31 protein-coding genes are annotated in these 25646 nt (G+C 45.7%); 11 read left to right on the plus strand and 20 right to left on the minus strand.

All coding sequences use genetic code 11. The annotated features are described in order from the left end of the window. The first annotated feature begins 79 nt into the window (after positions 1-79). Entirely contained in the window at positions 80-580 is a 501-nt protein-coding gene (locus tag CDO84_RS15490) for a phosphatidylglycerophosphatase A family protein (RefSeq protein WP_003243814.1), read from the plus strand. 26 nt (positions 581-606) lie between these two features. Here CDO84_RS15490 and nucF read toward each other — a convergent pair whose 3' ends face one another. From nucF to CDO84_RS15505, 3 genes are read right to left on the minus strand one after another with little or no spacing between them, the layout of a single operon-like run. After that, on the minus strand, positions 607-1377 hold the full coding sequence (gene nucF / locus CDO84_RS15495) for a 5' nucleotidase NucF (protein WP_014477880.1): 771 nt from the start codon (positions 1375-1377) through the stop codon (positions 607-609). Between the two features lie 28 nt (positions 1378-1405). Beyond that, positions 1406-1840 carry a DUF86 domain-containing protein gene (locus CDO84_RS15500; protein WP_040081932.1) on the minus strand — a complete coding sequence of 145 codons (435 nt, stop codon included), beginning with the start codon at positions 1838-1840 and terminating at the stop codon, positions 1406-1408. Between the two features lie 23 nt (positions 1841-1863). Beyond that, positions 1864-2139: a YutD family protein gene (locus CDO84_RS15505; RefSeq protein ID WP_003228682.1), complete on the minus strand. Its 276-nt coding sequence runs from the start codon at positions 2137-2139 to the stop codon at positions 1864-1866. Between the two features lie 113 nt (positions 2140-2252). On the opposite strand from CDO84_RS15505, the gene CDO84_RS15510 reads away from it, so the two are divergent. Then, positions 2253-2885 carry a YhcN/YlaJ family sporulation lipoprotein gene (locus CDO84_RS15510; RefSeq protein ID WP_040081931.1) on the plus strand — a complete coding sequence of 211 codons (633 nt, stop codon included), beginning with the start codon at positions 2253-2255 and terminating at the stop codon, positions 2883-2885. Between the two features lie 15 nt (positions 2886-2900). On the opposite strand, the gene lipA is transcribed toward CDO84_RS15510, so the two are convergent. Beyond that, the gene (gene lipA, locus CDO84_RS15515) at positions 2901-3797 is read right to left on the minus strand and encodes a lipoyl synthase (protein ID WP_003222888.1); all 897 of its coding nucleotides are present in this window, start codon (positions 3795-3797) and stop codon (positions 2901-2903) included. Positions 3798-4031: 234 nt separating this feature from the next. On the opposite strand from lipA, the gene lytH reads away from it, so the two are divergent. Next, positions 4032-5012, plus strand: a complete 981-nt coding sequence (gene lytH, locus CDO84_RS15520; RefSeq protein WP_014665248.1) for an L-Ala--D-Glu endopeptidase — start codon at positions 4032-4034, stop codon at positions 5010-5012. 27 nt (positions 5013-5039) lie between these two features. Here lytH and yunB read toward each other — a convergent pair whose 3' ends face one another. The 7 genes from yunB to CDO84_RS15555 form a co-directional block, all read right to left on the minus strand. After that, on the minus strand, positions 5040-5807 hold the full coding sequence (gene yunB / locus CDO84_RS15525; RefSeq protein WP_040081930.1) for a sporulation protein YunB: 768 nt from the start codon (positions 5805-5807) through the stop codon (positions 5040-5042). A 72-nt stretch (positions 5808-5879) separates the two neighbouring features. Next, entirely contained in the window at positions 5880-6185 is a 306-nt protein-coding gene (locus CDO84_RS15530) for a YunC family protein (protein ID WP_014665249.1), read from the minus strand. A 64-nt stretch (positions 6186-6249) separates the two neighbouring features. Then, the gene (locus CDO84_RS15535) at positions 6250-7638 is read right to left on the minus strand and encodes a bifunctional metallophosphatase/5'-nucleotidase (protein WP_040081929.1); all 1389 of its coding nucleotides are present in this window, start codon (positions 7636-7638) and stop codon (positions 6250-6252) included. Between the two features lie 19 nt (positions 7639-7657). After that, positions 7658-8479: a sulfite exporter TauE/SafE family protein gene (locus tag CDO84_RS15540; protein ID WP_014665251.1), complete on the minus strand. Its 822-nt coding sequence runs from the start codon at positions 8477-8479 to the stop codon at positions 7658-7660. 17 nt (positions 8480-8496) lie between these two features. Beyond that, complete coding sequence (locus CDO84_RS15545; RefSeq protein WP_040082515.1) at positions 8497-9345, minus strand: DUF72 domain-containing protein; 849 nt, start codon at positions 9343-9345, stop codon at positions 8497-8499. A gap of 37 nt (positions 9346-9382) precedes the next feature. After that, positions 9383-9730, minus strand: a complete 348-nt coding sequence (locus tag CDO84_RS15550; protein ID WP_040081928.1) for a YunG family protein — start codon at positions 9728-9730, stop codon at positions 9383-9385. 96 nt (positions 9731-9826) lie between these two features. After that, positions 9827-11167 carry an allantoinase gene (locus CDO84_RS15555; protein WP_040081927.1) on the minus strand — a complete coding sequence of 447 codons (1341 nt, stop codon included), beginning with the start codon at positions 11165-11167 and terminating at the stop codon, positions 9827-9829. A gap of 174 nt (positions 11168-11341) precedes the next feature. Here CDO84_RS15555 and pucR point away from each other — a divergent pair, with 174 nt between their 5' ends. The 8 genes from pucR to CDO84_RS15595 all read left to right on the plus strand — a co-directional run bounded on the left by pucR (position 11342) and on the right by CDO84_RS15595 (position 19221). Next, positions 11342-12937 carry a purine catabolism transcriptional regulator PucR gene (pucR, locus tag CDO84_RS15560; protein ID WP_040081925.1) on the plus strand — a complete coding sequence of 532 codons (1596 nt, stop codon included), beginning with the start codon at positions 11342-11344 and terminating at the stop codon, positions 12935-12937. 144 nt (positions 12938-13081) lie between these two features. Continuing rightward, a complete protein-coding gene (gene pucJ / locus CDO84_RS15565; RefSeq protein WP_040081924.1) occupies positions 13082-14431 on the plus strand; it encodes a uric acid permease PucJ in 1350 nt (449 codons plus the stop codon). A gap of 5 nt (positions 14432-14436) precedes the next feature. Then, the gene (gene pucK, locus CDO84_RS15570; protein ID WP_014665257.1) at positions 14437-15729 is read left to right on the plus strand and encodes a uric acid permease PucK; all 1293 of its coding nucleotides are present in this window, start codon (positions 14437-14439) and stop codon (positions 15727-15729) included. Positions 15730-15741: 12 nt separating this feature from the next. After that, entirely contained in the window at positions 15742-17226 is a 1485-nt protein-coding gene (gene pucL, locus CDO84_RS15575; RefSeq protein ID WP_040081922.1) for a factor-independent urate hydroxylase, read from the plus strand. Next, on the plus strand, positions 17226-17570 hold the full coding sequence (uraH, locus tag CDO84_RS15580) for a hydroxyisourate hydrolase (protein ID WP_014665259.1): 345 nt from the start codon (positions 17226-17228) through the stop codon (positions 17568-17570). The genes pucL and uraH overlap by 1 nt, the downstream gene beginning before the upstream one ends. A gap of 175 nt (positions 17571-17745) precedes the next feature. After that, positions 17746-18294, plus strand: coding sequence for an RNA polymerase sigma factor (locus tag CDO84_RS15585; RefSeq protein WP_040081921.1), 549 nt, complete (start codon positions 17746-17748; stop codon positions 18292-18294). Next, positions 18291-18581 carry a hypothetical protein gene (locus tag CDO84_RS15590; RefSeq protein WP_040081920.1) on the plus strand — a complete coding sequence of 97 codons (291 nt, stop codon included), beginning with the start codon at positions 18291-18293 and terminating at the stop codon, positions 18579-18581. The genes CDO84_RS15585 and CDO84_RS15590 overlap by 4 nt, the downstream gene beginning before the upstream one ends. A gap of 4 nt (positions 18582-18585) precedes the next feature. Continuing rightward, complete coding sequence (locus tag CDO84_RS15595) at positions 18586-19221, plus strand: hypothetical protein (protein ID WP_014665263.1); 636 nt, start codon at positions 18586-18588, stop codon at positions 19219-19221. 34 nt (positions 19222-19255) lie between these two features. Here the strand turns inward: CDO84_RS15595 and CDO84_RS15600 are convergent, their stop codons facing one another. The 9 genes from CDO84_RS15600 to CDO84_RS15615 all read right to left on the minus strand — a co-directional run bounded on the left by CDO84_RS15600 (position 19256) and on the right by CDO84_RS15615 (position 25641). Continuing rightward, complete coding sequence (locus tag CDO84_RS15600) at positions 19256-20140, minus strand: thiopeptide-type bacteriocin biosynthesis protein (RefSeq protein ID WP_040081919.1); 885 nt, start codon at positions 20138-20140, stop codon at positions 19256-19258. Continuing rightward, positions 20137-22677, minus strand: a complete 2541-nt coding sequence (locus tag CDO84_RS15605) for a lantibiotic dehydratase (RefSeq protein ID WP_040081918.1) — start codon at positions 22675-22677, stop codon at positions 20137-20139. The genes CDO84_RS15600 and CDO84_RS15605 overlap by 4 nt, the downstream gene beginning before the upstream one ends. A 6-nt stretch (positions 22678-22683) precedes the next feature. Further along, positions 22684-23808 (minus strand): PqqD family peptide modification chaperone, encoded by a 1125-nt coding sequence (locus CDO84_RS15610; protein ID WP_040081917.1) that lies wholly within the window; start codon positions 23806-23808, stop codon positions 22684-22686. A 114-nt stretch (positions 23809-23922) separates the two neighbouring features. After that, positions 23923-24096, minus strand: a complete 174-nt coding sequence (locus CDO84_RS21475) for a thiocillin family RiPP (protein WP_014665267.1) — start codon at positions 24094-24096, stop codon at positions 23923-23925. A gap of 37 nt (positions 24097-24133) precedes the next feature. Then, on the minus strand, positions 24134-24301 hold the full coding sequence (locus tag CDO84_RS21480) for a thiocillin family RiPP (RefSeq protein WP_014665268.1): 168 nt from the start codon (positions 24299-24301) through the stop codon (positions 24134-24136). An 18-nt stretch (positions 24302-24319) separates the two neighbouring features. After that, a complete protein-coding gene (locus CDO84_RS21485; protein ID WP_014665269.1) occupies positions 24320-24487 on the minus strand; it encodes a thiocillin family RiPP in 168 nt (55 codons plus the stop codon). Positions 24488-24503: 16 nt separating this feature from the next. Continuing rightward, positions 24504-24662 (minus strand): thiocillin family RiPP, encoded by a 159-nt coding sequence (locus CDO84_RS21490; RefSeq protein WP_014665270.1) that lies wholly within the window; start codon positions 24660-24662, stop codon positions 24504-24506. Between the two features lie 42 nt (positions 24663-24704). Further along, positions 24705-24875 (minus strand): thiocillin family RiPP, encoded by a 171-nt coding sequence (locus CDO84_RS21495; protein ID WP_014665271.1) that lies wholly within the window; start codon positions 24873-24875, stop codon positions 24705-24707. 40 nt (positions 24876-24915) lie between these two features. Next, on the minus strand, positions 24916-25641 hold the full coding sequence (locus CDO84_RS15615; protein ID WP_231560758.1) for a nitroreductase family protein: 726 nt from the start codon (positions 25639-25641) through the stop codon (positions 24916-24918). Positions 25642-25646: the final 5 nt, after the last annotated feature.

Raw genomic sequence — 25646 nt, forward strand, 5'->3', positions numbered from 1 at the left:
ATCCAAACAAGGCGCAAGAAAAAGTCGTAAACTTCTCAAACATTTTGTATAAACTAGTAAAAAAGATTGGGTGAAGCTGATGTCAGAAAACGAACAATTCAGTCAGATGGAAGCTAAAGCAAGAGCACGGATGAAGGAGCGCGGCGTTGAGGTATCAGATATTGCCGAGCTTGTCTTTTTTCTGCAAAAAAAATATCATCCGGATTTGACCATTGATGAATGCACGTTGAACGTCAATCGCGTTCTCGCAAAACGCGAGGTGCAAAACGCGATTTTAACGGGCATTGAATTGGATGTTCTTGCTGAGCAGAAAAAACTGTCTGAACCGCTGCAAACGATGCTGGAAATAGATGAAAGCCTATATGGAGTAGATGAAGTTCTGGCATTTTCCATTGTAAACATTTACGGATCGATCGGGTTTACGAACTACGGTTACATCGACAAAGAAAAACCCGGAATCCTTAAACGATTAAATGATAAATCAACCGGCGAATGCCATACCTTTCTGGATGACATCGTCGGCGCGATTTCCGCCGCGGCCTCAAGCAGGCTCGCACACCGCGCGCGGCACACAGAATAAGGGCACCCTTTTGGGGCGCCCTTTTTTCAAATGTATGGAATCCATTCGGTCAGAGAGTCAATGGCGTGAGTCGGTTTTTCCATATCGTCTGTCATATGTTCTCTTTTCGTTACGCCTGTGTGAACGAGCAGCGTATCCATACCCGCGTTAATGCCGGCCATAATATCAGTCGCGTAGTTGTCGCCGACCATGAGTGTTTCAGACACATCTGTGCCGAGAACGCGCATCGCCTGCTCCATAATGATTGATTCCGGCTTGCCGATAAATACAGGCTGTACACCTGTAGATACGGTTAACACAGATGTCAGTGAACCGTTTCCAGGCAGAAGCCCTCTTTCAGTCGGAATCGCAATATCTCCGTTAGTGGAAATAAAGCGGGCGCCATTTCTGATTGCCAGGCAGCCGACAGCAAATTTTTCGTATGTAATGGAACGGTCGATACCAACAACGACAAAGTCCGCGTTTTCTCCGCCAAATGTCAGGCCGTTTTCTTCAATCGCCTGGCGGATTCCTTCCTCCCCAATCACATATACAGACGCGTCTTTTTTCTGCTGGGCAATATGCTGGGCAGTAGCCATGCTTGTCGTGAAGACCTGCTCTTCTGTTGCCGGAATATCAAAAGACATCAGCTTGTCCGCCACCTGCTTTGGTGTGCGCGAAGAGTTGTTTGTCACGAAAAGATAAGGAACGCCGCGATCTTTTAGCGTTCTGACAAATTCACACGCTTCCTCGATTTTTTCCGTGCCATTGTACATCGTTCCGTCTAAATCAATTAAATACCCTTTATATGTTTTCATTTCCAACACTCCTGTGGCTTTCCAGTTGTTATTTAAACGCGGAAACAGGTCCTAGCTCTGTTTCCAAATAGCTTCTGATCCGTTTCGGGAAGTCTTGAAGGGCTGTTTGATGCGCCTTGATCAGCCTGTAAAGCTCGCCGCTGTCAGCGAGCAGGTACTGTTGAACCAATGTTTTGCGGTAGGCGATCAATTTCTTGAGCTCAGTTCCCTCTTTTTCCGTGACAACTTTTTCATCAACAAGTATGTCCATAATGTCATCATAGCTGCCCGGGTCCCGCATAATAAAACCGTCAATCATGTCATTGCCTGTATCAAGAATGCATTCGATTAACAGATGGCCTATACGCTGAAGCGCCAGTCCCCCAAATTCAGTCTGCCAGTCTGTTTGTGAGTTAAATAGCGCCAGCTGGTGCTCGAAGAACCCCAGTGTTTTCTCTATTTTGTTTCTGTCAACAAAATACATGACAGCATCCCCTTTGTGTATATTTATTTTCTGATCCGTTTCAAGACAAAATACGCACAGCCGAAATTGCAGTATTCGTAAATATATTCATCTAATGTGCTGATTTTCGTTTCGAAGGTTGCCTTTTGATTCTGGTCGTCAAAGAAGCCCTTGAGCCTAAGCTGACCGTATCCCCAGTCTCCCACAATATAATCGTATTTATTTAATATATCGGAGTAGCGGGCTTTAAAAGCCTCTTCGTTGAAGCCGTCTTTGAAATTGTGCACCAATTCAAATTCGGCATTTTGAATAAGAATCATGATTTCACCTCTTTTTCACTCATTCCTATCATAATTCATTGCCCCGTCCCCATCAATTGCTAAAGAATAAATCATGCGATTTGGCTACCCTACACATGAGGAGGGATTGATAAATGAAACGAACTGCCATCAGCCTCTGCCTCCTGACCGGACTTTTATCCGGATGCGGAGGCGCAGGATTGGATAATGCCGAGAATGTCCGCAATCAGACACAGAATCAAACCAAACCCATTCATGTGTCGGATCGCAACGAGGCTTTTAACAGGCATGATGAGAACGAACAATTTGGCTATGTCCGCTATCAAAAAGAACAATTTGACGGCGAACAGCAGAAAACGCCGGTGATGAACCGGGAAGAAACCGCTCACATGATATCAAGTTTAACGGTTCAGCTCCCCCATATTCAAGATGCTGCGACATTGGTGACTGACCGAGAAGCGCTTGTCGTATACAAAACCGATTCTAAAAACCGGGAGCTGACCGCCGATCAGGTCAAAAAAACAGCGGCTTCTGTCATACCGCGATACTATCATGTGTATATTTCCGATAATCCAAACCATATGCAGTCCATCGAAAATTACAGCAATCTCGGCTCTGGTTCCAGAGATATCAGAGAGATCATGTCGGGGACGATTCAAGAAATGAAAACCTCCCCGCAAGGAAGCCCCGTCTCAGAGAATGAAAATGCCAACGGAGAAACACACCAGGACATGAAAATCGATAGGAATGACAAAAACGCCAGATGATCTGGCGTTTTGGCATTACGCTTGTGCTTGACGCTTTTTAGATGCTTCGTTTACCTGTTCATCCGCATGGTAAGAAGAGCGGACAAGCGGACCGGCTTCGCAATGGCTGAAGCCTTTTTGCATCGCGATTTCCTTTAATTCTGCAAATTCATCAGGGTGATAGTATTTTTGGACTTTCAAGTGTTTTTTCGTCGGCTGCAGATATTGGCCGATTGCCATAATATCCACGTTGTTCGCCAAGAGGTCGTCCATTACTTCAATAATCTCTTCTTTGGTTTCGCCGAGTCCGATCATAATACTTGATTTCGTCGGAATGTCAGGCTGCATTTCCTTCGCACGGCGCAAAAATTCCAATGAACGATCGTACGTCGCACGCGCGCGGACTCTTGGCGTCAGGCGGCGAACCGTTTCGATATTGTGATTCAGGATGTCTGGGCGTGTATCCATCAAGGTTTTTAGGTTATCGTAGTTTCCGCCCATATCAGACGGCAGCACCTCAATTGTTGTGAACGGGCTTTTTCTGCGGATTGCACGGACGGTTTCCGCGAAAATGCCTGCCCCGCCGTCTTTCTGATCGTCACGCGCCACAGCCGTAATGACCGCGTGCTTCAGATTCATAAGCGCGACTGAATCCGCTACGCGTTCCGGCTCTTGCAGGTCAAGCTCAGTTGGAAGTCCTGTTTTGACAGCGCAGAAACGGCATGCTCTTGTGCAAACAGAACCTAAAATCATAAATGTCGCTGTACGTCTGACCGCCCAGCATTCATGAATATTCGGGCATTTTGCTTCTTCGCATACGGTATGCAGGTTGTTTTCCCGCATGAGTTTTTTGAGCCCTGTATAGTTTTCATTTGTATTTAATTTGATTTTGAGCCATTCGGGCTTTCTGAGGTGTTCGTCTTTCTTTGCCAATTCCCATCATCTCCAATATCCAATATACTCAATTTCTGACACGAAACATTCTGAAAACGAGAAAGGTGCAGGTTTTATTTCTGCAACAAAAATAATGTTTTTCTAACTAAAGAAAGTCTTTTCTTTAGACACTTTAACATAGGAAAAATTTCTCGACAAGGGAAGATGATTACTGACATTTTTAAGCCGGGTTGCTGCAAACTATGTGTATTCAATATGAAAGGAGATTATTTTGTGAAAGTTTTGTTATCCGCTCTTCTTCTCCTTTTGTTTGCCTTTGAGCCTTCTGCGTCTGGAAAAAAGCTTTCAGATCCAGTGCTGTCGAAACGGATGGAATTATATCATAAAATCGAGGCTGTGACGCAGATCCCTTGGTATGCGCTCGCCGCTGTTGATCAATACGAGGAAAATGTGCGGAGCAACCGGAAAGATCTGCCCGACAAGGCGGGAATCATCAGCATCCATATACCCGATGACATCTGGAGCGGGCCTGAAAACCCAAATCCGAAAGACGATGCGCCGTTAAGCATTAAAGTGTTTGACGGAATCGGAATGGATGGCGATGGAGACGGGAAAGCAGAGGTCAGCAACGATGAAGATATTTTGTATACGTTCAGCCAATACTTGCTGTCGTACGGCACAGATGAGGACAACATCCGCATTGGGCTTTGGCATTATTACCGGCGCGATCAGACAGTGGGGATCATATCTGAATTCATGAAGCTGTTTAAAGCCTACGGCCATATTGACCTGGGCGAGCATGCATTCCCGCTTCCGATCAGAACCGATTACAGCTATCGAAGCACGTGGGGAGATGCCCGCGGCTTCGGAGGAAGACGGATTCATGAAGGTACGGATATCTTTGCCCATTACGGCCTTCCTGTCAAATCCACATGTTACGGCGTTGTCGAAATGAAGGGCTGGAACCGCTTCGGAGGATGGAGAATCGGCATCAGGGACATTAACAATACGTATCATTATTTTGCCCACCTCAATGGGTTTGCCAAAGGGATTAAAACTGGACAAATCGTTGAGCCCGGCCAAGTGATCGGATCAGTCGGAAGCTCCGGATACGGCCCTCCGGGAACCGCCGGGAAGTTCCCGCCTCATCTGCACTACGGCATGTACAAAGACAATGGAAGAACCGAATGGTCATTTGATCCATACCCGCATTTGAGGGCGTGGGAACGATATGAATACAAAAAAAAGAAGTAACAAAAAGCCGCCTCTTCGACAGGCGGCTTATTTGCTGCTTTTTTCTTTTTTTGAATCGGCACCGTCTTCTTCTTTGCTGCTCGGAAGTTGGACAGAAGGCGTGACACCCGAGCCGCCGCTTCCATTATAAAATTGCGGCACCTCGCCCTGCACTGCTTTAATCGATACAGGAACATTATTTGTGACGACAGCGGTTTTGCTGGCAAATGGAATGATGACCTTCACTTTAATTTCGACAAAGATGCTGATATCAATAAGTGCGTTATTTATGCCATACGGCTTGATTTTGGTTTTAACATCTGTAAAAGCGTCACCGATTAAATTGAACCGGACCGGGATTTTCGGCCCGAGGTTTCCAAGAAGACTGTTGCCGGTTACCTGTCCCAGCGGAATGTTGATCATAATGTTTTCACTGGCGCCGCTGTGTCCGGTATGGGTTTCCATCTCTTTCAGATGAGCCTGAAGCTGCTTTGTCACTTTTGTTTTTACACTGTTTACAACCTGTGTATTAAAATCGATTGTCGTTAAATTTCCGTTTTCATCAGAATTCATTTGAAACATATCTTTCACATTTTCACTGTCAGACATATAGTCCTCAATCGAATCCTGGATCACCTCTGTCGCGATACGCTTCGTTTCCATCTCGCCGATGTCCATTAAAACAGGTTTGATCGAGCCATTGATCATCCAAAGGCTGACCGTTGTTGACAGGATAAAAAAGACAACTGACAGGAGCATCACGTAACGGAAAGGCAAAGGTCCTCTCTTGCGAAAAGGGCCGCGATATCTTGGCAAGAAAATCCCCCCTTACATATCACAATGTATGCTTGTAAGAGGGGACATAGTAATAGCCGGGGCCAATTTATTTTATTTCACCATTTTTAAAAGCGCTTCTCTGCCGCTCATGCCGACTTGAATGCCAAGATCTTCCGCGGCGTACGTGACGGATTCTAAAGGTGCATCTAACAGCTGGTCAATGGTGCGGACACCAACTGCGCGCCCCGCCACGATGCCGCGCTCCTTTAATTTCTCATTCAGCAGCGCCACATCAAGCGCGCCGCACATAATGTATCCGTGATCATTGGTGACGGCCATAAAATTCGTTTTGGGAAGCTTTACTGTCACAGCTGTAAAAGGCTGTCCTTCTATCATGATCGGTGTCAGATTTACCACGTCAACCACTCCCTTCATTCATCACTTTATGATGAAGGGCACAGCTTGTTGTGGGCTGACAGCCTTATTGCGCGAGCTTCCAAGCGAGCAGATCCCGCAAAAATTCCGGCATAAAGTATTCTTTTTCTGCCGCGTCGCGAATCAATGGAAACAGTTTGCCGAGCGTAAACATATCAAGCACCGCAACGGAGTATTGTTTATGTTTTTCAATATCTTCCCCGTTCAGCGTGATGCGGGTGACATGCGTGATCCCGTCATCGAGCCGTTTCGTTTCTACCTCAACGCCGGCATACACCATTTTCCCCATCACTTCTCCGCGGAAGCCAAGTCCTTTGATCCGGAGCTGTTCCATTTGTTCGGAAGCGGCATGGACAATGGTTTCCTTCAGTTCTTCACCCGTCAGGCGGACAGCCACCGGGTTGATCGGATGCGGACAGATGCGGTGCAGATCCAGTTTCGTCACAGGGCCTGCTTTCAGCGGACCGAGAATGACACCTGAATTCACCATACTGATGTCCGTCTCGCACCATTCTTTTAACGCGTACGCCAAAAGCAACGGCAGCTCTGATTCTTCAAACCACTTCACCTCAGCATCTTGGGCAAGCTCCGCAACGGCATCGGAGAGCTTCTCCTCAGCTTCACGTTCTTTTTCATTAAGAAACGCTTTTGTTTCTGCGGATTCTCCTAACCATTCCGCCATGTTCTGCACAGACGCTGTTTTGCTGATGATGCTTCGCTGTACACTGTCCACCGTGATTTCTACACAGCCGACATAATGCCCGTATTTCTCAGCACTGGCAAGCAATACCCCGTTCACCACTTGTCCGTCTTCAAGCAAATGGTGGGTGTGCGATTCGAGAATGACATCAATCTCAGGTACCGCTTCAGCCACTGCCTGATCATCAAGAATGCCTAAATGCGACAGCAGGACGATGATATCCGCCTGCCCTTTCACTTCCTGAATGGTTTCCTTTACGCTATCAAGGGCATCCGTTACTGTCCACCCCAGCTTGTCATAAACGGGATAATACGGCACAGTTACGCCTAAGAAAGCAATGGTCATACCGTTTTTCAATGATTTGATATGGTAAGGCACTGCCCATGACGGACGGTTTCCGTTTTTATCAAACAGGTTGGAGACGATAACAGGAAATTCAGCATGATCATATAAAGCAGCAAGCTCTTCATGCGGAAGCGTAATCCCTTCGTTATTGCCGATCGCCGCTCCATCAATGTGAAGGCGGTTTAAGAGATCGACATTGGCTTTTCCGAATGTCGCCTCTGTCACGAATTGAAAACGATCAAGATGATCGCCAATATCAAATACGAGCGTCTCTTCGCTGTCTGATTGATGCCCTTTTCTTTTCTGCTCGATATAATCTACAATTTTCGGCCAGTTTTCAAAATGGCTGTGCAAATCATTTGTATGATATAAGCGGAGCTTCTCCTTCATAATATCTCTCCCTAATCGTTCAGCTGAAAATGCCTTCATAAATGAGCTGGCAGCCGATCAAAATCAATACGATCCGCATGATCATAACGATCGTTTTCGTCTGCATTTTTCTGTTGATGGCGGCGCCAAGCTTTCCGCCGAACCAAGCGCCGGGCACAAGCGCGAGGGCGTACAGCCAATTGACGTGCCCGGAAATAATATGTGAAACAGACCCTGTCATAGAAGACAGGAAAATAATAAACATGGATGTTGCGACCGCAACCTTCGGCGGAAACAAAAATAACAGCATCATCGCCGGAACCATCAGTGATCCGCCGCCTATTCCGAAAAGCCCGCCTAAAAAACCGACAACAAAGGCAATGGCAATACCGACAGGGGCCTGATATGAGTACGTATAAGGCTCACCGGCATCATCCTGAAATGTCCGGATAATCCCTTTGTGCGCTTTGTTAATGGGCCGGGCTTTCGCTTTCAGCATTAAGGATAATGAAATCAGAATCATAAAAATGCCAAACCAAACGGAAAATGAGTTTGAATTGAAAAGCTTTGACACATAAGCCCCGATTATGCTGCCGGGACCTGAACCGATAAAGAAAATGAGCCCGCTCTTATAATCAACGATTTTATATTTAATATAAGCCAAAGTTGAAGAAAGACCCGTAAAAATAATGACCAAAAGCGAAGTTCCAATCGCAACCTGCGGCGTCACATCCTGAAACAGCGGCGTCACTGTGCTTAAAAACATCAAAGACGGCACAATGACAATTCCGCCGCCAAGCCCGATCAGACTTCCTACCGTACCTGCGATTAATCCCAGGACGACCAAAATCACAAACGACATCAGTAAAAACCTCTTTTCTAAAATAAATCGAGCTGTCTCGGAGCAAGTCCGCTGTACTCGATATCAAGCAGTTCAAGCATCTGCTTGCCGTTATCCGCCGCGTCACCGCCGGAATTATTGTTGAACAGGACAAAAACATCCTTACATTGCTGCTGCAATTCATTCAGGTGCTTTTTCCAATCCTCCAGCTCCTGTTGGTTGTAGCGGTATAGGTACCTGACCTCGCGCCAGTTTTTCCCGCTGTCAGGCTTCATCCAGCCCTGCTTGTTGCGTCCGTGAAACCTGACGAGCGTTTTGTTTTCATCGGTCGCGCGCAGCACAGTCGGAACGCTGCCTTCTCCGATTTGCGGTTCATCACAAACACTGTGAATCCAGCCTTCCGCTTTCATAAATGAAAGCGTCTGCTCATAAAACGGCGGCGAGAACCAGGAACGGTTTCTGAATTCAAGCGCACAAGGAATATCCCCCATTTGGTGCTTGCACCATCTCAAATAGGCGACATTCTCCTTCTTGCAGTCAAACCACGGCGGAAATTGAAACAGCACCATGGCGAGCTTGTTGCTATGTAAATATGGCGTTAAAGACACCTTAAACGCATCAAACATCTCCTCTTTTGAGTCAAAGGGAATTTCACCGCGCTGATGCCCTGTCATGCCCTGATATGCTTTCACGATAAATTGGAAGGTTTCGGGCGTTTCCTTGACCCACTTTTCATTATTGCGAGCCGGCTGAATCGCGTAAAAGCTCGCGTCTAATTCCACGATCGGAAAATGGGAGGAATAGGCCTGCAATTTTTTCTGGCTGGCCGTCTTCGGCGGATAGATGCTGTCATGATCCCCCCATCCCGTCAGTCCAATATAAATCACACTCATTCACCTCTCTTTCAGTTTATCACACGTGTTTTCAGGTTTCCTCGGAAATGCTGTTCATATGGCGGGAAAAAGCAGAACTCAAATGCTGATATTGTTCCTCATTCGTATCTAAAAACGCCTCTTCTCTTGTGGAAGGAATATGCTGATATTCAATAGGCGCCTGAAACTGCTCACTCGTAAAATCGTACACCACACCATTGAAGCTGTTATAAAAATGCCAGCTCTCACCGACTCTTGTTTTCAGAATGGCGCCGCCGAATTGATCCTGAATCACCAGTGCCGTCACACCGCATTGGCCGCATGACGGGCATTCTTCCGTCCATTTAGAGCTTGTATGGCGAGACCAAGATTGCTTAAGTATGTATTTGACATGCTCCACTGCCTCCGCCTCCTTTTAAAAAAGATACCACGTTGATGAAATTTTAAAAACAAGAACGGCAGAAATCAAAAAACCCGGCGGTAAAATCCGCCGGGCTTACGAAGGAACGACCAGCGCTCCGTCAATTCCGCTGACTTTTTCCCCATCATTGTACACGCACCGGCCTTTGCTGTAAGTGGCCGAAATACGGCAGGGAAATGTATGTCCTTCGTAAATGCTTATTTTATGCTTTGCAAACATCGATTCTCTAGTGACAGTGTACGGCTCCATGCTGACGAGCACAAAATCCGCATCACACCCCGCTTCAAGCCGCCCTTTTTTCTGAAGGCCGAATCGTTTCGCAGGTGCCGCCGCTGTCCATTCTGCGATGGTTTCAAACGGAATCTGATGTTCAAGCGCCAGTTCCACCATGCCTAATAAAGTGAACTGCCCGCCGCTGATTCCGCCCCATGATAAAAACAGATTGTCCTCCCGCTTTAAGGATGGACGGCAAGGGGAATGGTCTGAGGAAACCATGTCAATGTGCCCCGCAATGAGCGCCTCGACCAGCGCTTCCTTCGATTGCGGTGACCGGAGCGGCGGCGCGCATTTCGCGACAGAGCCCTTTTCCCGTAAATCGTCATGGCTGAATAAGACATAATGCGGGCATGTCTCGACCGAAACATCGAGCCCTTCCTGTTTCGCCTCTCTGATCAGCCGGACCGCTTTCGCCGTGCTGATATGGACAAAATGAACCGGACAGCCTGTCACCTTCGCATACTGAATCGTGCGATACACCGCTTCAACTTCTGCTTCCTCCGGGCGGGAAGCGGCGTACGCATCCGCGTCCACCTTTCCTTTATTGGCCAAAACCATCTGCAAGTAGCTTGTGATCGCATCACTTTCCGCGTGGAGAGCGAGGATTTTTCCTGCAGCCGCGATTTCTGCCATGCCCTTGAGCAATGTCCGTTCGTCAACAGAGCGGAACTCATCAGTGCCTGACTTTGATAAAAACGCTTTAAACCCGATCGCTCCCGCTTCAGCCATCGGACGGATGTCCTCGATATGGCCTGGCACAAGCCCGCCCCATAGCGCAAAATCCACGGCAGATTTTTGCCTGCCCAGCTCAGCTTTTGCGAGAAGATGCTCTGCCGTCACGGTTGATGGAATGCAGTTGAGCGGCATATCAAAAAAGGTGGTGCAGCCGCCTGCGGCCATCATTTGAGAACCTGTTTCAAATCCCTCCCAATCTTCCCTGCCCGGTTCATTAAAATGAACATGGCAGTCTATCGCACCAGGAAACACGTATGTCCCGTCTGCCTGGATGATTTCCGCCCCGCTTGCTTCGATGTCAGAACCTATCTCGACAATGACACCGTTTTGAACTGCAATATCAGCTTCTGTAACGCCATCTGGCGTAACTGCCTTCGCACCTTTTATGACCATATCGTAAGCCATATTGATCCCCCCATGTAAGGATGACGATTTTTCATGTCAGTTTATGTCACACAACCAGTTCTATTTTCAACAGTTTACTGCTACTATGATCGTATTACATCAGCAAAACCGCTAGAATTCCTATTGAAAATTATTCATCTTAACCAATGTTTTTATAGAAAAGGAGAATGCGCTATGAATATTTTTGATGTGATGAAAATACCGGCTTTTGAAAACGCCAATTTAATCGCTGGAAAAGCAGGAGGGGAAAGGGAGGTTCAGCATGTCAACATGATGGACGCTCCGGATATCGCAGACTTTTTGCATAAGAATGAATTGCTCGTCACCACCGCCTATCACCTGAAGGATCACCCGCATCAATTATCTGAACTGATTCGGCAAATGGCAAAACGCGGCTGCGCGGGCCTCGGCATTAAAACAAAGCGCTATCTGGAAGATATCCCGAAGGAAATCGTCGAACTGGCCGATTCATATGCGTTCCCGATCATTGAGCTTCCGGAACACATCCGCCTCGGCGATATTGTGAATGCCACTCTCAGCCATATTCTCGATATGCGTTCTAACGAGCTGCAGCAAGCCATTTACGCGCACAAAAAATTCACAAACCACATTATGAGCGGCAAGGGGCTGCAATCTCTGCTCAAAAAGGTGTCAGACCTCCTTCAGCTTCCCGTGCTGCTTCTAGACCAGCATGCTAAAATGCTGTCAGCGTCTCATCAAATTTCAGTTGAAACCGAAAAACTGAAAGGCACCCTGAATACCGTATCCGGGCCATTTTTCACTTGTTTCTCTACAATCTCAGATCAGAAAACATATTCTGTCCTGCCTATTTATAATCACGAAAAAAACTGCGGATATCTGCTGATACCGGACATGGTGCAGGCCGGCGAAAAAGGACTGATCCTCACGATTGAACAAGCGGCCAACGTCATTTCCTTTGAACTGCTGAAGGAAAATGCGCTGAAGCAGTTCAGCCGGCGGGCGCGCAATGAGTTTTTTAACAATTTTATTGAGCGGTCCTTTTCTTCAGATGACGAAATCAAAAACCGGGCGAAAGAATTCAAGCTGCGCTGGGATCAAAAATACATGTGCATTGCCGGCAAACTCGATCGCAATGACGAATCAATCAGCTTTACAGAAAATCAGCTCGCTTCCGACAGCGTATTCGAATTTCTTGAGGGTGAGTTATCGGCCTTCCCGTTTCCGCCTCACTTCTTTATGAAAGGAAACGTCGGCATTATTCTCATCGAGGCGACAGACAGCTGGAGTGAAATGCACGCCTCGGTGATCAGCTTTTTAGAACAGTTCCAAACACAGGTCAGCGCTCAATTTAAACGAACCGTGTCCTTTGGCATCAGCAATATCTGCCAAAAGCTCATTGATGTTCCCGACGCGTTCACAGAAGCTTCTGATGCTCTGCAATCGGGGCATTTGTCTAGAAGCACCGCATTTATCCAGGTGTATCACGCAAAAGATGTGCCTGAGCTTCTGCGCTTGCTCCCGGTTGAGGATTTGAAGAAATTTTACAACTCCACGCTTCAGAGCCTTGCTGAAAAACAGCAGGAGGACCAAAGCCTTCTTCATACGCTTTCCGTCTATTTAGAGACACACTGCCAAATTTCAGAGACGGCCAAGCGTCTGTACGTTCATCGCAATACGGTCATTTACCGCCTTGAAAAATGCGAAGAGCTGCTGGGGAAAAGCTTAAAAGATCCAGAAACAACGATGCGTTTGCGGCTTGCCTTACGTATGCAGCGGCTGATCAGCTAACGTTTGTCACATTCTCTTACAAAATCAATCATTTTTCGTCACTTTCAGCAATTACACCTGTCTTTTTCGGCTACTGTATCCAATGACACTCCTCAATCGGCACGATATCATGTTACTAAAGTTCACATACGAGGAGGGACTATGATGAAAAAAAGATCGTTTGCGGTGTTTACGCTTGGCCTGCAGCATGTGCTGGCCATGTATGCAGGTGCGATTTTGGTGCCCCTGCTTGTCGGCAGGGCGCTGAATGTAACAACTGAACAGCTGTCCTACCTATTGGCGATTGACCTGTTAACGTGCGGCGTCGCGACGCTTTTGCAAACCTTGCGCGGAGCATACATCGGCATCGGGCTTCCCGTCATGCTTGGCAGCTCATTTGTGGCCGTCACCCCGATGATTGCAATCGGCGCCAATTACGGCATTCACACGATTTACGGTTCTATCATCGCGGCCGGTGTGTTCATCTTTTTGTTTGCGCGTTTTTTCGGCAAACTGACTGTGTTATTTCCTCCTGTCGTAACAGGTACGGTTGTGACATTGATTGGCCTTTCACTAGTTCCGACAGGTGTGAAAAATATGGCTGGCGGCGAAAAAATAAACGGCAGCGCCAACCCCGAATACGGTTCGCTCGAAAACCTTCTTCTCTCTGTCGGTGTCCTTGTTCTGATCTTAGTCCTCAACCGCTTTCTCAAAGGATTTGCCCGAACACTGTCCGTTCTGATCGGCATCGTCGCCGGTACAGCGGCAGCAGCGATCATGGGCAAAGTCAGCTTTTCTTCTGTTACAGAAGCACCGTTCTTCCAAATCCCGAAGCCTTTTTATTTCGGAGCTCCTGCGTTTGAAATTGGCCCGATCTTAACGATGCTGATCGTCGGAATCGTCATTATTGTGGAATCAACCGGCGTTTACTACGCAATCGGAAAGATATGCGGCAGACCTTTAACTGAAAATGACCTCGTCAAAGGGTATCGCGCGGAGGGAATCGCCATTCTCATCGGCGGGCTGTTCAATGCCTTTCCTTATAATACCTTTGCGCAAAACGCCGGCTTATTGCAGCTGACGAAGGTAAAAACGAGAAACGTCGTGATTACCGCAGGCTTTATCCTTGTCTGTCTCGGACTGATTCCGAAGATTGCTGCCCTTGCTTCTGCCGTTCCTGCTGCTGTGCTTGGCGGCGCAACCGTCGTCATGTTCGGCATGGTGATTGCCTCCGGCGTCAAAATGCTCAGCACAGCGGATCTCACAAATCAATACCACCTCCTGACCATCGCATGCTCAATCGCACTCGGCATCGGCGCCAGCACCGTCCCTGGGATTTTTGTTGAATTCCTCGCTCCGATCAGAATTCTGGTCAGTGACGGCACCATCACTGGCAGCCTGACCGCTATCTTTTTGAATCTATTTTTCAGCTTGCGCGGCAAAAAAGACAAAACAACTCAGAAAACTGAACTTCCGGTATTAGAACATACACTTGCATTAGAAAAAGAGGTGTAAAAAAGATGAAGAAACAGCATAATGCCTTTCAGCTGATGATGCTGGGGCTTCAGCACATGCTCGCCATGTATGCGGGAGCCATTCTCGTTCCGCTGATCGTCGGAGCGGCGATCGGACTGGATGCAGGGCAGCTGACGTATTTAATTGCGATCGATTTGTTCATGTGCGGGGCGGCGACTCTTTTGCAGCTCTGGAGAAACCGGTATTTCGGCATCGGCCTCCCCGTTGTGCTCGGATGCACGTTTACCGCAGTCGGCCCGATGATTTCTATCGGCAGCACTTACGGTGTCTCAGCGATATATGGTGCCATTATCGCCGCAGGGCTGATTGTCGTCTTAGCCGCGGGCTTCTTTGGAAAGCTTGTCCGTTTTTTTCCGCCTGCCGTAACCGGATCAGTCGTCATGATCATCGGCATCAGCCTGATTCCGACGGCAATGAATAACCTGGCCGGAGGTGAAGGAAGCAAAGAATTCGGCTCACTGGACAACGTCCTCCTCGGGTTTAGCGTCACAGCTTTTATCTTATTGCTGTTTTATTTCTTTAAAGGTTTTATCCGTTCCATAGCGATTTTGCTCGGTATGATCGCAGGAACAGCGGCTGCATACTTCATGGGAAAGGTCAATTCCTCTGAGGTCTTGGAGGCATCTTGGCTTCATGTTCCGTCTCTGTTTTATTTCGGACCGCCTGTCTTCGAACTGCCGGCTGTTGTCACGATGCTTCTCGTTGCGCTTGTCAGTCTCGTCGAATCGACGGGTGTTTACTTTGCGCTTGCCGATATCACAAACCGCCAGCTGTCGGAGAAGGATCTGGAAAAGGGCTACCGGGCGGAAGGCCTTGCGATTATGCTAGGCGGCTTATTTAACGCGTTTCCCTATACAGCCTTCTCGCAAAATGTCGGCATCGTTCAGCTTTCAAAGATAAAAAGTGTCAACGTCGTCGCCACCACAGGAATCATGCTGATGGCAATCGGGCTTGTTCCAAAAGCCGCGGCACTGACAACAGTGATCCCCACCCCAGTTCTCGGCGGCTCAATGATCGTCATGTTCGGCATGGTCATTTCGTACGGGATCAAAATGCTGTCCAGCGTCGACTTCGATTCACAAGGCAACCTGCTGATTATCGCCTCTTCCGTCAGCTTGGGGCTTGGCGCTACAACTGTTCCCGCGCTGTTTTCATCACTTCCGGGCGCCGCATCAGTCTTGGCGGGAAGCGGAATCGTGATCGGCAGTTTGACAGCCATAGCACTGCACGCTTTTTTTCAAGCCAAACAGCCGAATGGCTCAGACATAAAAACGTAAAGGAAGATGCCAATGCTCACAATGGATGACCTGAACCAAATGGACACACAAACACTGACTGACACACTTGGCTCTATTTTTGAACACTCCTCATGGATTGCGGAGAGATCCGCGGCATTACGGCCGTTTTCGTCCCTTTCTGATCTTCACCGCAAAATGACCGGTATTGTAAAAGCCGCGGATCGCGAGACACAGCTTGAGGTAATCAATAAGCACCCCCGGCTCGGAACAAAGAAAACAATGAGCAGTGAGTCGATAAAAGAGCAGCAGAACGCAGGGCTCAGCAAACTGGAACAGCAGGAATACGAGGAGTTTCTCAAGCTGAACGAACACTATTATGATCGCTTCGGCTTTCCTTTTATTTTAGCGGTAAAGGGAAAGACGAAACAGGACATTCACCAAGCCCTGCTGGAAAGGCTTGAGAACGAACGGGAATCGGAGTTCCAGCAGGCTCTTATAGAAATTTACCGAATCGCCCGCTTTCGCCTGGCTGACATCATCACTGAAAAAGGAGAGACGCAAATGAAAAGAACCATGTCTTATGGCAAAGGAAATGTATTTGCATACCGAACGTTTTTAAAACCGCTCACTGGAGTGAAGCAAATCCCAGAATCATCTTTTACCGGGAGAGACAATACCATTGTTGGCGTTGATGTGACATGCGAAATTGGCGGAGACGCCTTCCTGCCATCATTTACAGACGGAGACAACACTCTCGTCGTGGCAACGGATTCAATGAAAAACTTTATCCAGCGCCATCTCGCATCCTATGAAGGAACGACAATCGAGGGGTTCCTACACTATGTAGCTCACCGATTTTTAGATACCTATTCTCATATGGACACGATTGCTCTGACTGGCGAAGACATTCCGTTTGAAGCAATGCCTGCATACGAGGAGAAAGAGCTCACCGCAAGCCGCCTTGTCTTCAGAAGATCACGCAATGAACGAAGCCGCTCTGTGCTGAAAGCCGAACGCAGCGGGAATACCATCACGATTACAGAACAATACAGCGAAATCATGGATCTTCAGCTCGTTAAGGTGAGCGGCAACTCCTTCGCCGGCTTCATCCGGGACGAATATACGACTCTTCCCGAAGACGGCAACCGCCCCCTGTTTGTCTATTTAAACATCAGCTGGCAGTATGAAAACACCAATGACGCATATGCTTCTGAACCAGCCCGCTACGTCGCGGCTGAACAAGTCCGCGACTTGGCGAGCACCGTTTTTCACGAGCTCGAAACCCCTTCAATCCAACACTTAATCTATCACATCGGCTGCAGAATATTAGCGAGGTTCCCGCAGCTCACTGATGTCAGCTTCCAATCTCAAAATCACACATGGGATACAGTTGTCGAAGAAATCCCGGGTTCAAAAGGAAAAGTCTACACCGAACCGCGCCCGCCATTCGGCTTCCAGCGCTTTACCGTGACAAGAGAAGACGCCGAGAAAGAAAAACAGAAAGCTGCTGAAACCGCAGGGAGCCTGAAAGCCTGATGGGAAAGCTGACCACCCATATTTTAGATTTAACCTGCGGCAAACCGGCGGCGAACGTCAAAATTGAATTGAAGCGGCTGGGCGAAAGTATAATGAAAGAGATATACACTAACAAGGACGGAAAAGTCGATATCCCTCTGCTGGCTGATGAAGAGTTGATGTTCGGAGAATATGTGATGGAATTTCATGCAGGAGACTATTTTGCGAGTAAAAACACGAACGCAGCCGATCAGCCGTTTTTAACCATCGTCACCGTCCGTTTTCACATTGCAGATCCAGATGCGCATTACCATATCCCGCTTTTGCTGTCGCCGTTTGGTTATCAGGTGTATAGGGGGAGTTAACATGTCAAGCCCGGTCTTCACGACCGGGCACTTTCATTTTTTTCCTGTTATAATCATGAAGACAGTATTCTTCTCACATCTATTGCCATCACTTATCTTCTTTATTTTTTCATTTTTTGAACTCTTTTCAGCCAGCAGCCGTATATAGTAACGAAACCAAGTTTCGAGGTGGGGTATGGACATTCTTTCTGACGAAGAATTGATGGAAAAAGTAAAACAAAAGGATATGGAGGCCTACAACAGTTTATATGCCCGTCACGCTCCAAAAACATATCAATTTATATTTCTGTACATCCGTCAAAAACAGGCAGCTGAAGATCTTCTGCAGGAAACTTTTATCCGGGTATATGTAAAATGCCGCAGCTATAAAAGCGAAAAAGCGAGCTTTCGTACCTGGCTCCATCAAATCGCTCACAGACTATGTATTGATTATTACCGAAAGCATTCTAAATTCAAATGGCAGCAGATGGAATTGGACGATTATTCGGAAAAGCACCAGAGCACCATTGAGCAAAATATACAAAATAAAATATTGATTCAACAGTATTTGGGACAGCTGCCTGACAAAGAGCGATCAATTCTGATTCTCGCCTACTATCAAGGGTTTACAGGCAAAGAAATTTCTCACATTCTCAACATACCGGAAGGAACAGTCAAATCCAAGCTTCATTATTCTCTAAAGAAGCTGAACAAATCCATTGAAAAGGAGCTGAAGGACTCATGAATGAGCACGATGAAGTGAAAAGCATGATTGAAGGATTACAAGAACACATGCCCAAGCTGAACGAATTCCTGGATATGAACCGCCTGTCTCTTCCAGAACATATGTTAAAACCACCTTCTCCACCGATTACTTGGTTTGACCGTTTGAGCCATTGGCTAGCTTATCCTAGCTGGCAGCTTCCAGACCTTTTCTCATTCCGTTCTGTTGCTCAAGTGGTGACGATTTTGCCGATTTTATCCGGGAGCATAGCAGCACAAATACTTTTTTTCTTATTCTTAGGAAGGTGATCATATGACAAGCGGTACGGTGATAGGACTAATAAGCGGCGCGGCAGCTCTTACTGTCGGTACACTAGGTGGAGTCATGGGGTCTGCATTTAATCGGCAGATTTTAAACTCAATTGGCGTACATTCACTTCCACAGAACCCTAAACGGAAATATTCGCTGATTGCAAAACATTGCAGATTTTTAGGCGAATGGAATCGTTTTGACAGCTATAATGTGTTTGTCTTTTTTTTAGGGATTCTATTTCTAATTGGTGCAGGCGTATTATTGATTGTGAGATTCGAAACGGGCGGCACCCCTTTCCAAGACACACTTCAGCTCGCTTTTTTGGTTAACTCTCTCACCTGGATCTCCGTGTCCTCGATTTTATTGTTAGGACGGCTTGTACAATTGATCCACATCTATAAATACGGTATTCAACATATCAGTAAGGAGGAAACAGCCATTACCAAGACCCAAGAACAGCAAAATAAAAACAAATTCTCTTTATATTGGATCATTATTTTAGCAGCAACGATCCTGTTTATTGGTGGAGGTCTTCTGCTGCTTCAATACCCTGTTGGTTTTTTAAGTCTGGCAGGCGCCTACTTTTTGTTCATGTTTACTTTTAACTCGGTTTATCATAAAAACAAGCGGAAATAAAGAACTTCAGCCCAACAGCTGAAGTTCTTTTTTATTATTTTATATCAGTTGTGTTTTTAGATATTTGCGCGAGCAAAGCTCCGAGATAAGCCTCTTCTATCGGCCACACCCCTAAACGGTTATTCATCATATGAATATAGTGAAAGGCTAGATGGGAAGCAGACGTTCTAATCTTATCGGACTCTTGTATCTGTGAAAAAGCACTCTCCAGCAGTTTTTGGTACCCATTCGTTGACTTGGTGACAAAAGGGTTAGAGTGCATTTTTTCTATGACAACATTTATTACATCAATCCGTTTTTCCGCAGCCTCCTTCAGCTTCGTTTTATAGGTTATTCCATCAGTATAATCAGCTCCGCTCCAATAATGCAGCATACTTTCCCAAAGATCCTGTGTTTGGTCTGCTGATAAAGAAGCTTGTTCCGCTGTTTTTTTCATAAGAAAGAGAGCGAAATCAAAACGGTCATGATCTTTAAATCCAGGATCATTCAATAATGAAAGAACCAATTCACTCGAAGACTGAAAGATGTCTTCAGCTATATTAACGCCTTGGATGCCGCCGTATTTTTCATACTCCGGCTCATATTCCTCTTGTTGGAATCCGGATTCAAAATTTCTAGTATCGGTTTTGACAGGCAGCAGCCGGCTCATTTCTGAAAGAGGTTCAGCCAGGACTTTAGATAGACTGCTGTTCAGTTGCTCTTCCGTAATCTCTTCAACGATATCAATGTCGTCTTCATTTACTAAAAAACGCAAACGGATATGAGGCCCTTGCATATCAATGTATCTGATAAAAAACCACTTATGTACTTGAACACTGTCTTTTACCTGCTTAACAATCGGCGTTACAATGTTAATGATAATATTTTCTAAATACTCAGCCCTCGGCACATAAATGCTGTAAAACACCCATTCCTTCATATAAAAACCCCTTTCTCATTAGCTATAGCCGATTCTTGCTTTTTCTCAACTGGCCATTGGAATAAAGACATATACTCAGAAGCAATTACGCGCCCTTCAGCATTTTCCAGCCAATGCTGATGGCGATTAGGAAGTCCTTCAGTGAATGTTATAGACAAAAGGTCATCTTCAACAATCGTGTTTACAGCAGCTGCGATAGAATGGTAGCTATTGAAATTCAGATACATTGGTTTTCTTTGTTTTGGATTCAGCATCACACTTGTTCTCTCTCCAGAAAGAAAACCCTCATCCGGAAGGCTGTACTTCTTTTGAAATGCTTTCATTCGTATAAAGTATGCATAGTCACTCTCTCGATTCTCTTTTAAAGGGAATAAGAATACCGGGATCCGCCAGCGGGCACGCCTTTGTACAATCCTCCCCTCCTGCATACGAGGATGAAATTCTACTTTTTCCGGCGGAGGTGATTTAGGAAATAGTGGTGATGTCACCCAATTGGTTTGGTAAGCATTAATCCATGGGTTCATAATGGTAAATAAATATGAGACAAGCCCATGCATCATGTGCTGTGGCACAGCACCAAAATACATAGGAGCAACAGGGCGCCCCTCTTTGTTTACAAATGCCAGCGTACCGCGCGGATCATGCACCAATAACAGATCCTTTAACAAAAGATCATTTTGATCTGCTGTTGGATTTTCACCAAGCCACCTTAAGGACTGTGCTGTAATACCTGGATCAGTTTGCAAATTGCTGAAATCTGAGATCATCGGAAAATGAACGATATCTGAGTGAGGGTTCATCACATGAATCCATCGCTTTGTAAGACTGTTTAAATTTCTCTGATCCTCATTAAACATTGATTGAAAGCGGAGTACCAGCCCCAGACCGGAACTGATCTGGTTGATAACAAGCTGGTAGTCACCATTGGAAATGTCTTTACTGCCATTATTTGCTGCTAATTGATAAAACACAACCGCACTTGGGGGAACTGAGCTGCCGCTGCACGGGGCAAACACTCTGGACTCCTCCAGATTTACAGCTGTCTTTTTATCTTTCCGCAAGGCATTTTTAATCAGCCGGGGCCTATCTTTCCTCATTTCAAACTGATACAAAAACTCCTGAATGTCATGGCATACGCCTCCTTCCCCATACATCTCTATGAAGTGCTCACACAACAAATCATAGAGATGGGTCCGGAATTGATGCTTTCTCAACTGTCCAGAAAGCTGTTCTAAATCACGTTTGACCTGCTGGCCTAACGGCGGGTGATCTTCTATACATTTCACATTTTCGTAAACAAGCTTTTCAGTTACTACACTTTTCGGTATTTTATCCGTAAGCTCACTGAATGCACGTTTTGACAGTCTGTAAATGAACTGATGATAGCGCAGTCTTTGCTTGGGCCCGCTTTTCGCAAGCTCCTCTACACAATGGTTCATCCATTTCACAATTCTTGCTATCCTTCTTGCTTTTTGGGTTTGTATCGGCTGTAAGAAATGATATAAACTGAGCAAAGGCTTTTCTGTTTTTCTTGAAAAAGGAAGTACCGGCTTGATCCATTGTTCAGCTGACAAGTCAGGTATTGTAAAAGAAGTATTTTTCAGCAATTCCTGTATCTCCGCATAACTCCCTGAACGGAGAGATTTGATCACCTTCAATTGTTCTTCTGACGAAATTTCTTCTGACACCATCTTATCTTCACGCCATGCAAACCCGTTTAAAATGGTGTAAGAGCTTTTCAGCAGCCGCATATTGTTCTTTTTATCAGTGTGGAGGGTTTGATTTTTTTCGTAGTACAAGTACTGGGATAATTCGTTATGCTGCGCCATCTCAAAAATAAGTTCACTGCATATTGACTTAGAAATGCTGCAAAAGTTCGTTTTTTGATTATTTGTATCAGGAGGCGTGTTATCAGCTGAAAAAGAGGTCAAGCCAATCTTGGTAAACGTACTGAATGGGCTTGTTTTCATCGTTATTCTTCCTAAATAAGACATACTGGTGCGTGCGTATTGTTTGTGGGGCCTCCATAGTTTAGCCTTTTTCTTGTTATAAGCGGATAGATATTTCGGATTTGCCAGCGCCAATCCTTTTTGCCATTCTTCATTTTCCATTTCATTCGCTAAATGTTGGCCAGCCTCTTCAATCTCTTTCTCAAAAATTAGTTTGGTATCTTCCATATACCTTTGTCTGTCGTGAACGGCCATATACCAGCGGTTAAATAATTTATAATCAGAAACAGTCAATCGTTTCTGCAGTTCACTTCTATTTTTATCATCAATTTGAAAAGGACGGCTGTTAAAGATATCTCGTTTTACTTTTAAAAGAAAACGAAGAAAGTTCGTTTCATCATCGTTGAGACAGGAAATCAGATGAAAGAAAATGTCGCTTAGAGGCTCCTTCATTACTTCAATTTCTGTTTCCAAATTCAAAATCTTTTCTATATTTTCAGATGTCTGTTTTACATCAACACATGCCAAGCTATCGATACTGCCCCCGGCAGCCCTCAGCATAACAAAAGGCGCTACATGCCCTTTCATGATACATCACCCCATATATCCAAATGCATTTCGTAAAAGAAAGAAAAATGCCGATAGCAAACAGAAAAGATAAGTAAGTGAGACTAAACTGTAGGTAACGTAAATGATTTTTCTATTTTTCGCCACATGCTGTAAGTAAGCAGGAGGCTTTCTAAACGTGCTTACATGCAGCAAATATGTTAAGGCTCTTTTTCTCAGTGATAACTCCCCTGCAGCAGCCTCTACCGCGTGATATCCATCAGTAGGAAGCAGTAAATTCAAATTACTAAGAACAAAAAGGATTTGCAAAAATGAAATAAGGTGCGCTGTCTCGCTTATAGTGCCTTGAGGAGCCAACATTGAGACGGCTGCCCACAAACCGCAAGCTAACAAATCTGAATACGGCCCGGCTAGCGCGATATGAATTCTGCTTTTCTTGCTTTTGAGCCGGTAGGTGTCTGTCCGGTCAACGTACGCAACTGGAATAAAATAATAGAGCAGAGCGACACCCGCTTCCCGTATGGTGATACCGTAAGCTTTCGTTACTAAGGCGTGAGCCATTTCATGAATAATCAAATGAAAAGCAATGACACAAACCAAAAAAATCCAATTGATGGAAGACCATTCGATCTGCCATCCTCCTGTCACATTGAGCATAATAAAGGAAGAAATGGCACAAAAAAATAGAATATAAAAGGTTATTTTTTGAAGCATATTGGGAATAGAATGGTAAAGATGAAGCAGTGTTTCTGTTGATTTATTGAGAGACTTCGCCAATGGTAATCGAAGCATCGGTTTATCAGCTGCGCGGCGAATTGCCTGCTTCACCTGATGTTCAGGCAGCGGTTTTATATTTAAGACATTGGCTTTTCTTAAAGATGAAAAAAACATATAGACAATTTCAGGAAAGTTACCGTAATTTGCATAATTTTTTTCAAGTTGATTCACTATATCCTGGCCCGTGTTTGAACCATCCATTAAGTGAAAAATCTCCAAGCCAACTTTTGAAAGCCTGATATATTTCCCATTCTGTTTGTCAAACAACATGGGTTCTTCATTGGCGCCTATTAACAACTCGACTCCTTCACCTAAATAGAGGGGATTGACCAATAGTTCTTCATCGTACTGGTATTGAACTTGACCGTTGTTCATGGCATCATTAAACTCCTTTTATTAACATACAAATACGGTATAATAGATAAAGGAAAGTAAGACATGCGCCTGCTCGCAACAGGCACTTGCCTTACTTGTCTAAATAAGGGCTGATCACCCGTAGCTGCTTGCTGTGCCAGCAGTTGACGCTGTAGTTGCCGGACATGAAGCTGTTGTAAAAGAGGAAGCAGTGCTAGCTGTTCCTGCAACAGTCGCCAAATCCACTTGGGCCGGCAGCTCTTCAGCGTATAATTCCAATGTTTTAATAGTAGTATCCTTTTCAGACATAATGTCACCGCCTCATGTTTTTTCGGTTGATAACATCCTAATTTACCGTTGAAATGGTAGCTATTGTGGAGACAAACGTCGTCCACGATGCATAGGAAGCTCCTGTCGACATCGTCGAGACAATAGACGACATGTCCACTTGGGCCGGCAGCTCCTCTGCAAAGAGTTCCAGTTTTTCTGTTTGCTCGCAGTTAACCTTCAACATACACATCTCCTATTTGAATCAACCGTAGCAGCTGATCGTGCCGGCTGAAGCTGCTGTTGTTCCCGGACATGAAGCCGTACTGACTGATGACGTAGAACTGAAAGATGCCGCAATCGTTGCTAAATCAACTTGCTCCGGCAGTTCTTCTGCAAAAAGCTCCAATTCAAGAGTTTTATCCTTTTCCATTTTTCATTCCCCCTTATTATCCGCCGTATGATGAGATCGTGCCGGCCGTAGAAGCCGATGAACCCGCACATCCAACTGTACCGAATGTTGCAGATGTAGTGAAACCAGATAATGATTGAATTTCTGTCATTTCTTCAGCATAAAGTTCCAGTTCACACTCTTTTTTCTCTTTCATTAGTAAACCTCCTTTTATTGGATTTAAATAATGAATGTATTATTATCCAGAAAGTGATGATGCCGTTGATGCCGTCCCCGCTGTGCTTCCAGGGCACGAAGCTGAGCCAACAGTTGTGGCTGAAGCCCAAGTCGACAATGGCCCCATTGTAAAATCCATTTGCGTTTCAAGCTCTTCTGCAAATAATTCCAATTCAACTTTTTTCTCTTCCATCTTTATCACCTCCTTTCAAGTTATGTGCTTTGAAGAAGGTTTATTTTTCAGAAAAAGATAGCGGTTTTCCAAATGAGAACGCGCACAGTTGAGTCCGATATCGGCCGTCAATAGGCGTGTATTCCCTTAGCGGTCTAGGAAGGGCGCCAGCAAAAATCGTTCCCTGAAGTCCAAGTGTTAACGCAGAAAGCCAAGCATTTTGAGCCGCTGCGCCGCCGCGCACCATCAAATGCCTGTAGCCGTGTCCGCCGTACTGCTTTACCGCCTGATTCATTGTCCCATTAATGATGATAATGGCAGGAGCATACACAAATTCTTTTTGGAGAAACCAGTCATCCGCTTTTTCTTGTTCCGGTATCTCGCCCATAGGCTTTAAAGAATGCGTTTCGGCACAATAATCATAGAAGAATGGACACCGCAGATTTTGGACACGCCACGCGATAACAGAAACCGTAATATCAATTCCCTGGCCGATCTGGCGCGCCCAATTTCTATTATCTTCTTCTTTGACCGTCGCTAAAATCGTCCCCAAATCACTCAAATCAATTGCATGCTGATCATAAAATCGAGTGGCGGTACGCTCTTTCAATATGTGAAAAAGTTCTTTGCCTTCAAATTGTTTTTCCGGCAGCAGACATGATTCCCTTGTATTCAAGTTCTCTTGTTGCTGTCCCTCTACGGCACGATCGATTTCGCAGTCAAAATGAAAGGTTTTCGTTTCTTCGATTAATTTGTCTATCAGCTGAAATGGTTCAAAAGAAGCCATTGTCA

It is taken from the genome of Bacillus sp. MD-5, from assembly GCF_002201875.1.
GTDB lineage: Bacteria > Bacillota > Bacilli > Bacillales > Bacillaceae > Bacillus > Bacillus stercoris.

What these genes read in the sequence shown, in the direction of transcription:
- CDO84_RS15555 (WP_040081927.1), bottom strand. Translation starts at nt 11,167, where the DNA reads ATGGCTTACGATATGGTCATAAAAGGTGCGAAGGCAGTTACGCCAGAT.
- CDO84_RS15590 (WP_040081920.1), top strand. Translation starts at nt 18,291, where the DNA reads ATGAATGAGCACGATGAAGTGAAAAGCATGATTGAAGGATTACAAGAA.
- pucK (WP_014665257.1), top strand. Translation starts at nt 14,437, where the DNA reads ATGAAGAAACAGCATAATGCCTTTCAGCTGATGATGCTGGGGCTTCAG.
- CDO84_RS21495 (WP_014665271.1), bottom strand. Translation starts at nt 24,875, where the DNA reads ATGGAAGAGAAAAAAGTTGAATTGGAATTATTTGCAGAAGAGCTTGAA.
- pucR (WP_040081925.1), top strand. Translation starts at nt 11,342, where the DNA reads ATGAATATTTTTGATGTGATGAAAATACCGGCTTTTGAAAACGCCAAT.
- nucF (WP_014477880.1), bottom strand. Translation starts at nt 1,377, where the DNA reads ATGAAAACATATAAAGGGTATTTAATTGATTTAGACGGAACGATGTAC.
- CDO84_RS21490 (WP_014665270.1), bottom strand. Translation starts at nt 24,662, where the DNA reads ATGAAAGAGAAAAAAGAGTGTGAACTGGAACTTTATGCTGAAGAAATG.
- pucJ (WP_040081924.1), top strand. Translation starts at nt 13,082, where the DNA reads ATGAAAAAAAGATCGTTTGCGGTGTTTACGCTTGGCCTGCAGCATGTG.
- CDO84_RS15615 (WP_231560758.1), bottom strand. Translation starts at nt 25,641, where the DNA reads ATGGCTTCTTTTGAACCATTTCAGCTGATAGACAAATTAATCGAAGAA.
- CDO84_RS15585 (WP_040081921.1), top strand. Translation starts at nt 17,746, where the DNA reads ATGGACATTCTTTCTGACGAAGAATTGATGGAAAAAGTAAAACAAAAG.
- CDO84_RS15610 (WP_040081917.1), bottom strand. Translation starts at nt 23,808, where the DNA reads ATGAACAACGGTCAAGTTCAATACCAGTACGATGAAGAACTATTGGTC.
- CDO84_RS21485 (WP_014665269.1), bottom strand. Translation starts at nt 24,487, where the DNA reads ATGGAAAAGGATAAAACTCTTGAATTGGAGCTTTTTGCAGAAGAACTG.
- CDO84_RS21475 (WP_014665267.1), bottom strand. Translation starts at nt 24,096, where the DNA reads ATGTCTGAAAAGGATACTACTATTAAAACATTGGAATTATACGCTGAA.
- CDO84_RS15535 (WP_040081929.1), bottom strand. Translation starts at nt 7,638, where the DNA reads ATGAAGGAGAAGCTCCGCTTATATCATACAAATGATTTGCACAGCCAT.
- CDO84_RS15510 (WP_040081931.1), top strand. Translation starts at nt 2,253, where the DNA reads ATGAAACGAACTGCCATCAGCCTCTGCCTCCTGACCGGACTTTTATCC.
- CDO84_RS15540 (WP_014665251.1), bottom strand. Translation starts at nt 8,479, where the DNA reads ATGTCGTTTGTGATTTTGGTCGTCCTGGGATTAATCGCAGGTACGGTA.
- CDO84_RS15605 (WP_040081918.1), bottom strand. Translation starts at nt 22,677, where the DNA reads ATGAAAGGGCATGTAGCGCCTTTTGTTATGCTGAGGGCTGCCGGGGGC.
- CDO84_RS15600 (WP_040081919.1), bottom strand. Translation starts at nt 20,140, where the DNA reads ATGAAGGAATGGGTGTTTTACAGCATTTATGTGCCGAGGGCTGAGTAT.
- uraH (WP_014665259.1), top strand. Translation starts at nt 17,226, where the DNA reads ATGGGAAAGCTGACCACCCATATTTTAGATTTAACCTGCGGCAAACCG.
- CDO84_RS15500 (WP_040081932.1), bottom strand. Translation starts at nt 1,840, where the DNA reads ATGTATTTTGTTGACAGAAACAAAATAGAGAAAACACTGGGGTTCTTC.
- CDO84_RS15595 (WP_014665263.1), top strand. Translation starts at nt 18,586, where the DNA reads ATGACAAGCGGTACGGTGATAGGACTAATAAGCGGCGCGGCAGCTCTT.
- CDO84_RS15505 (WP_003228682.1), bottom strand. Translation starts at nt 2,139, where the DNA reads ATGATTCTTATTCAAAATGCCGAATTTGAATTGGTGCACAATTTCAAA.
- pucL (WP_040081922.1), top strand. Translation starts at nt 15,742, where the DNA reads ATGCTCACAATGGATGACCTGAACCAAATGGACACACAAACACTGACT.
- CDO84_RS15490 (WP_003243814.1), top strand. Translation starts at nt 80, where the DNA reads ATGTCAGAAAACGAACAATTCAGTCAGATGGAAGCTAAAGCAAGAGCA.
- CDO84_RS21480 (WP_014665268.1), bottom strand. Translation starts at nt 24,301, where the DNA reads ATGTTGAAGGTTAACTGCGAGCAAACAGAAAAACTGGAACTCTTTGCA.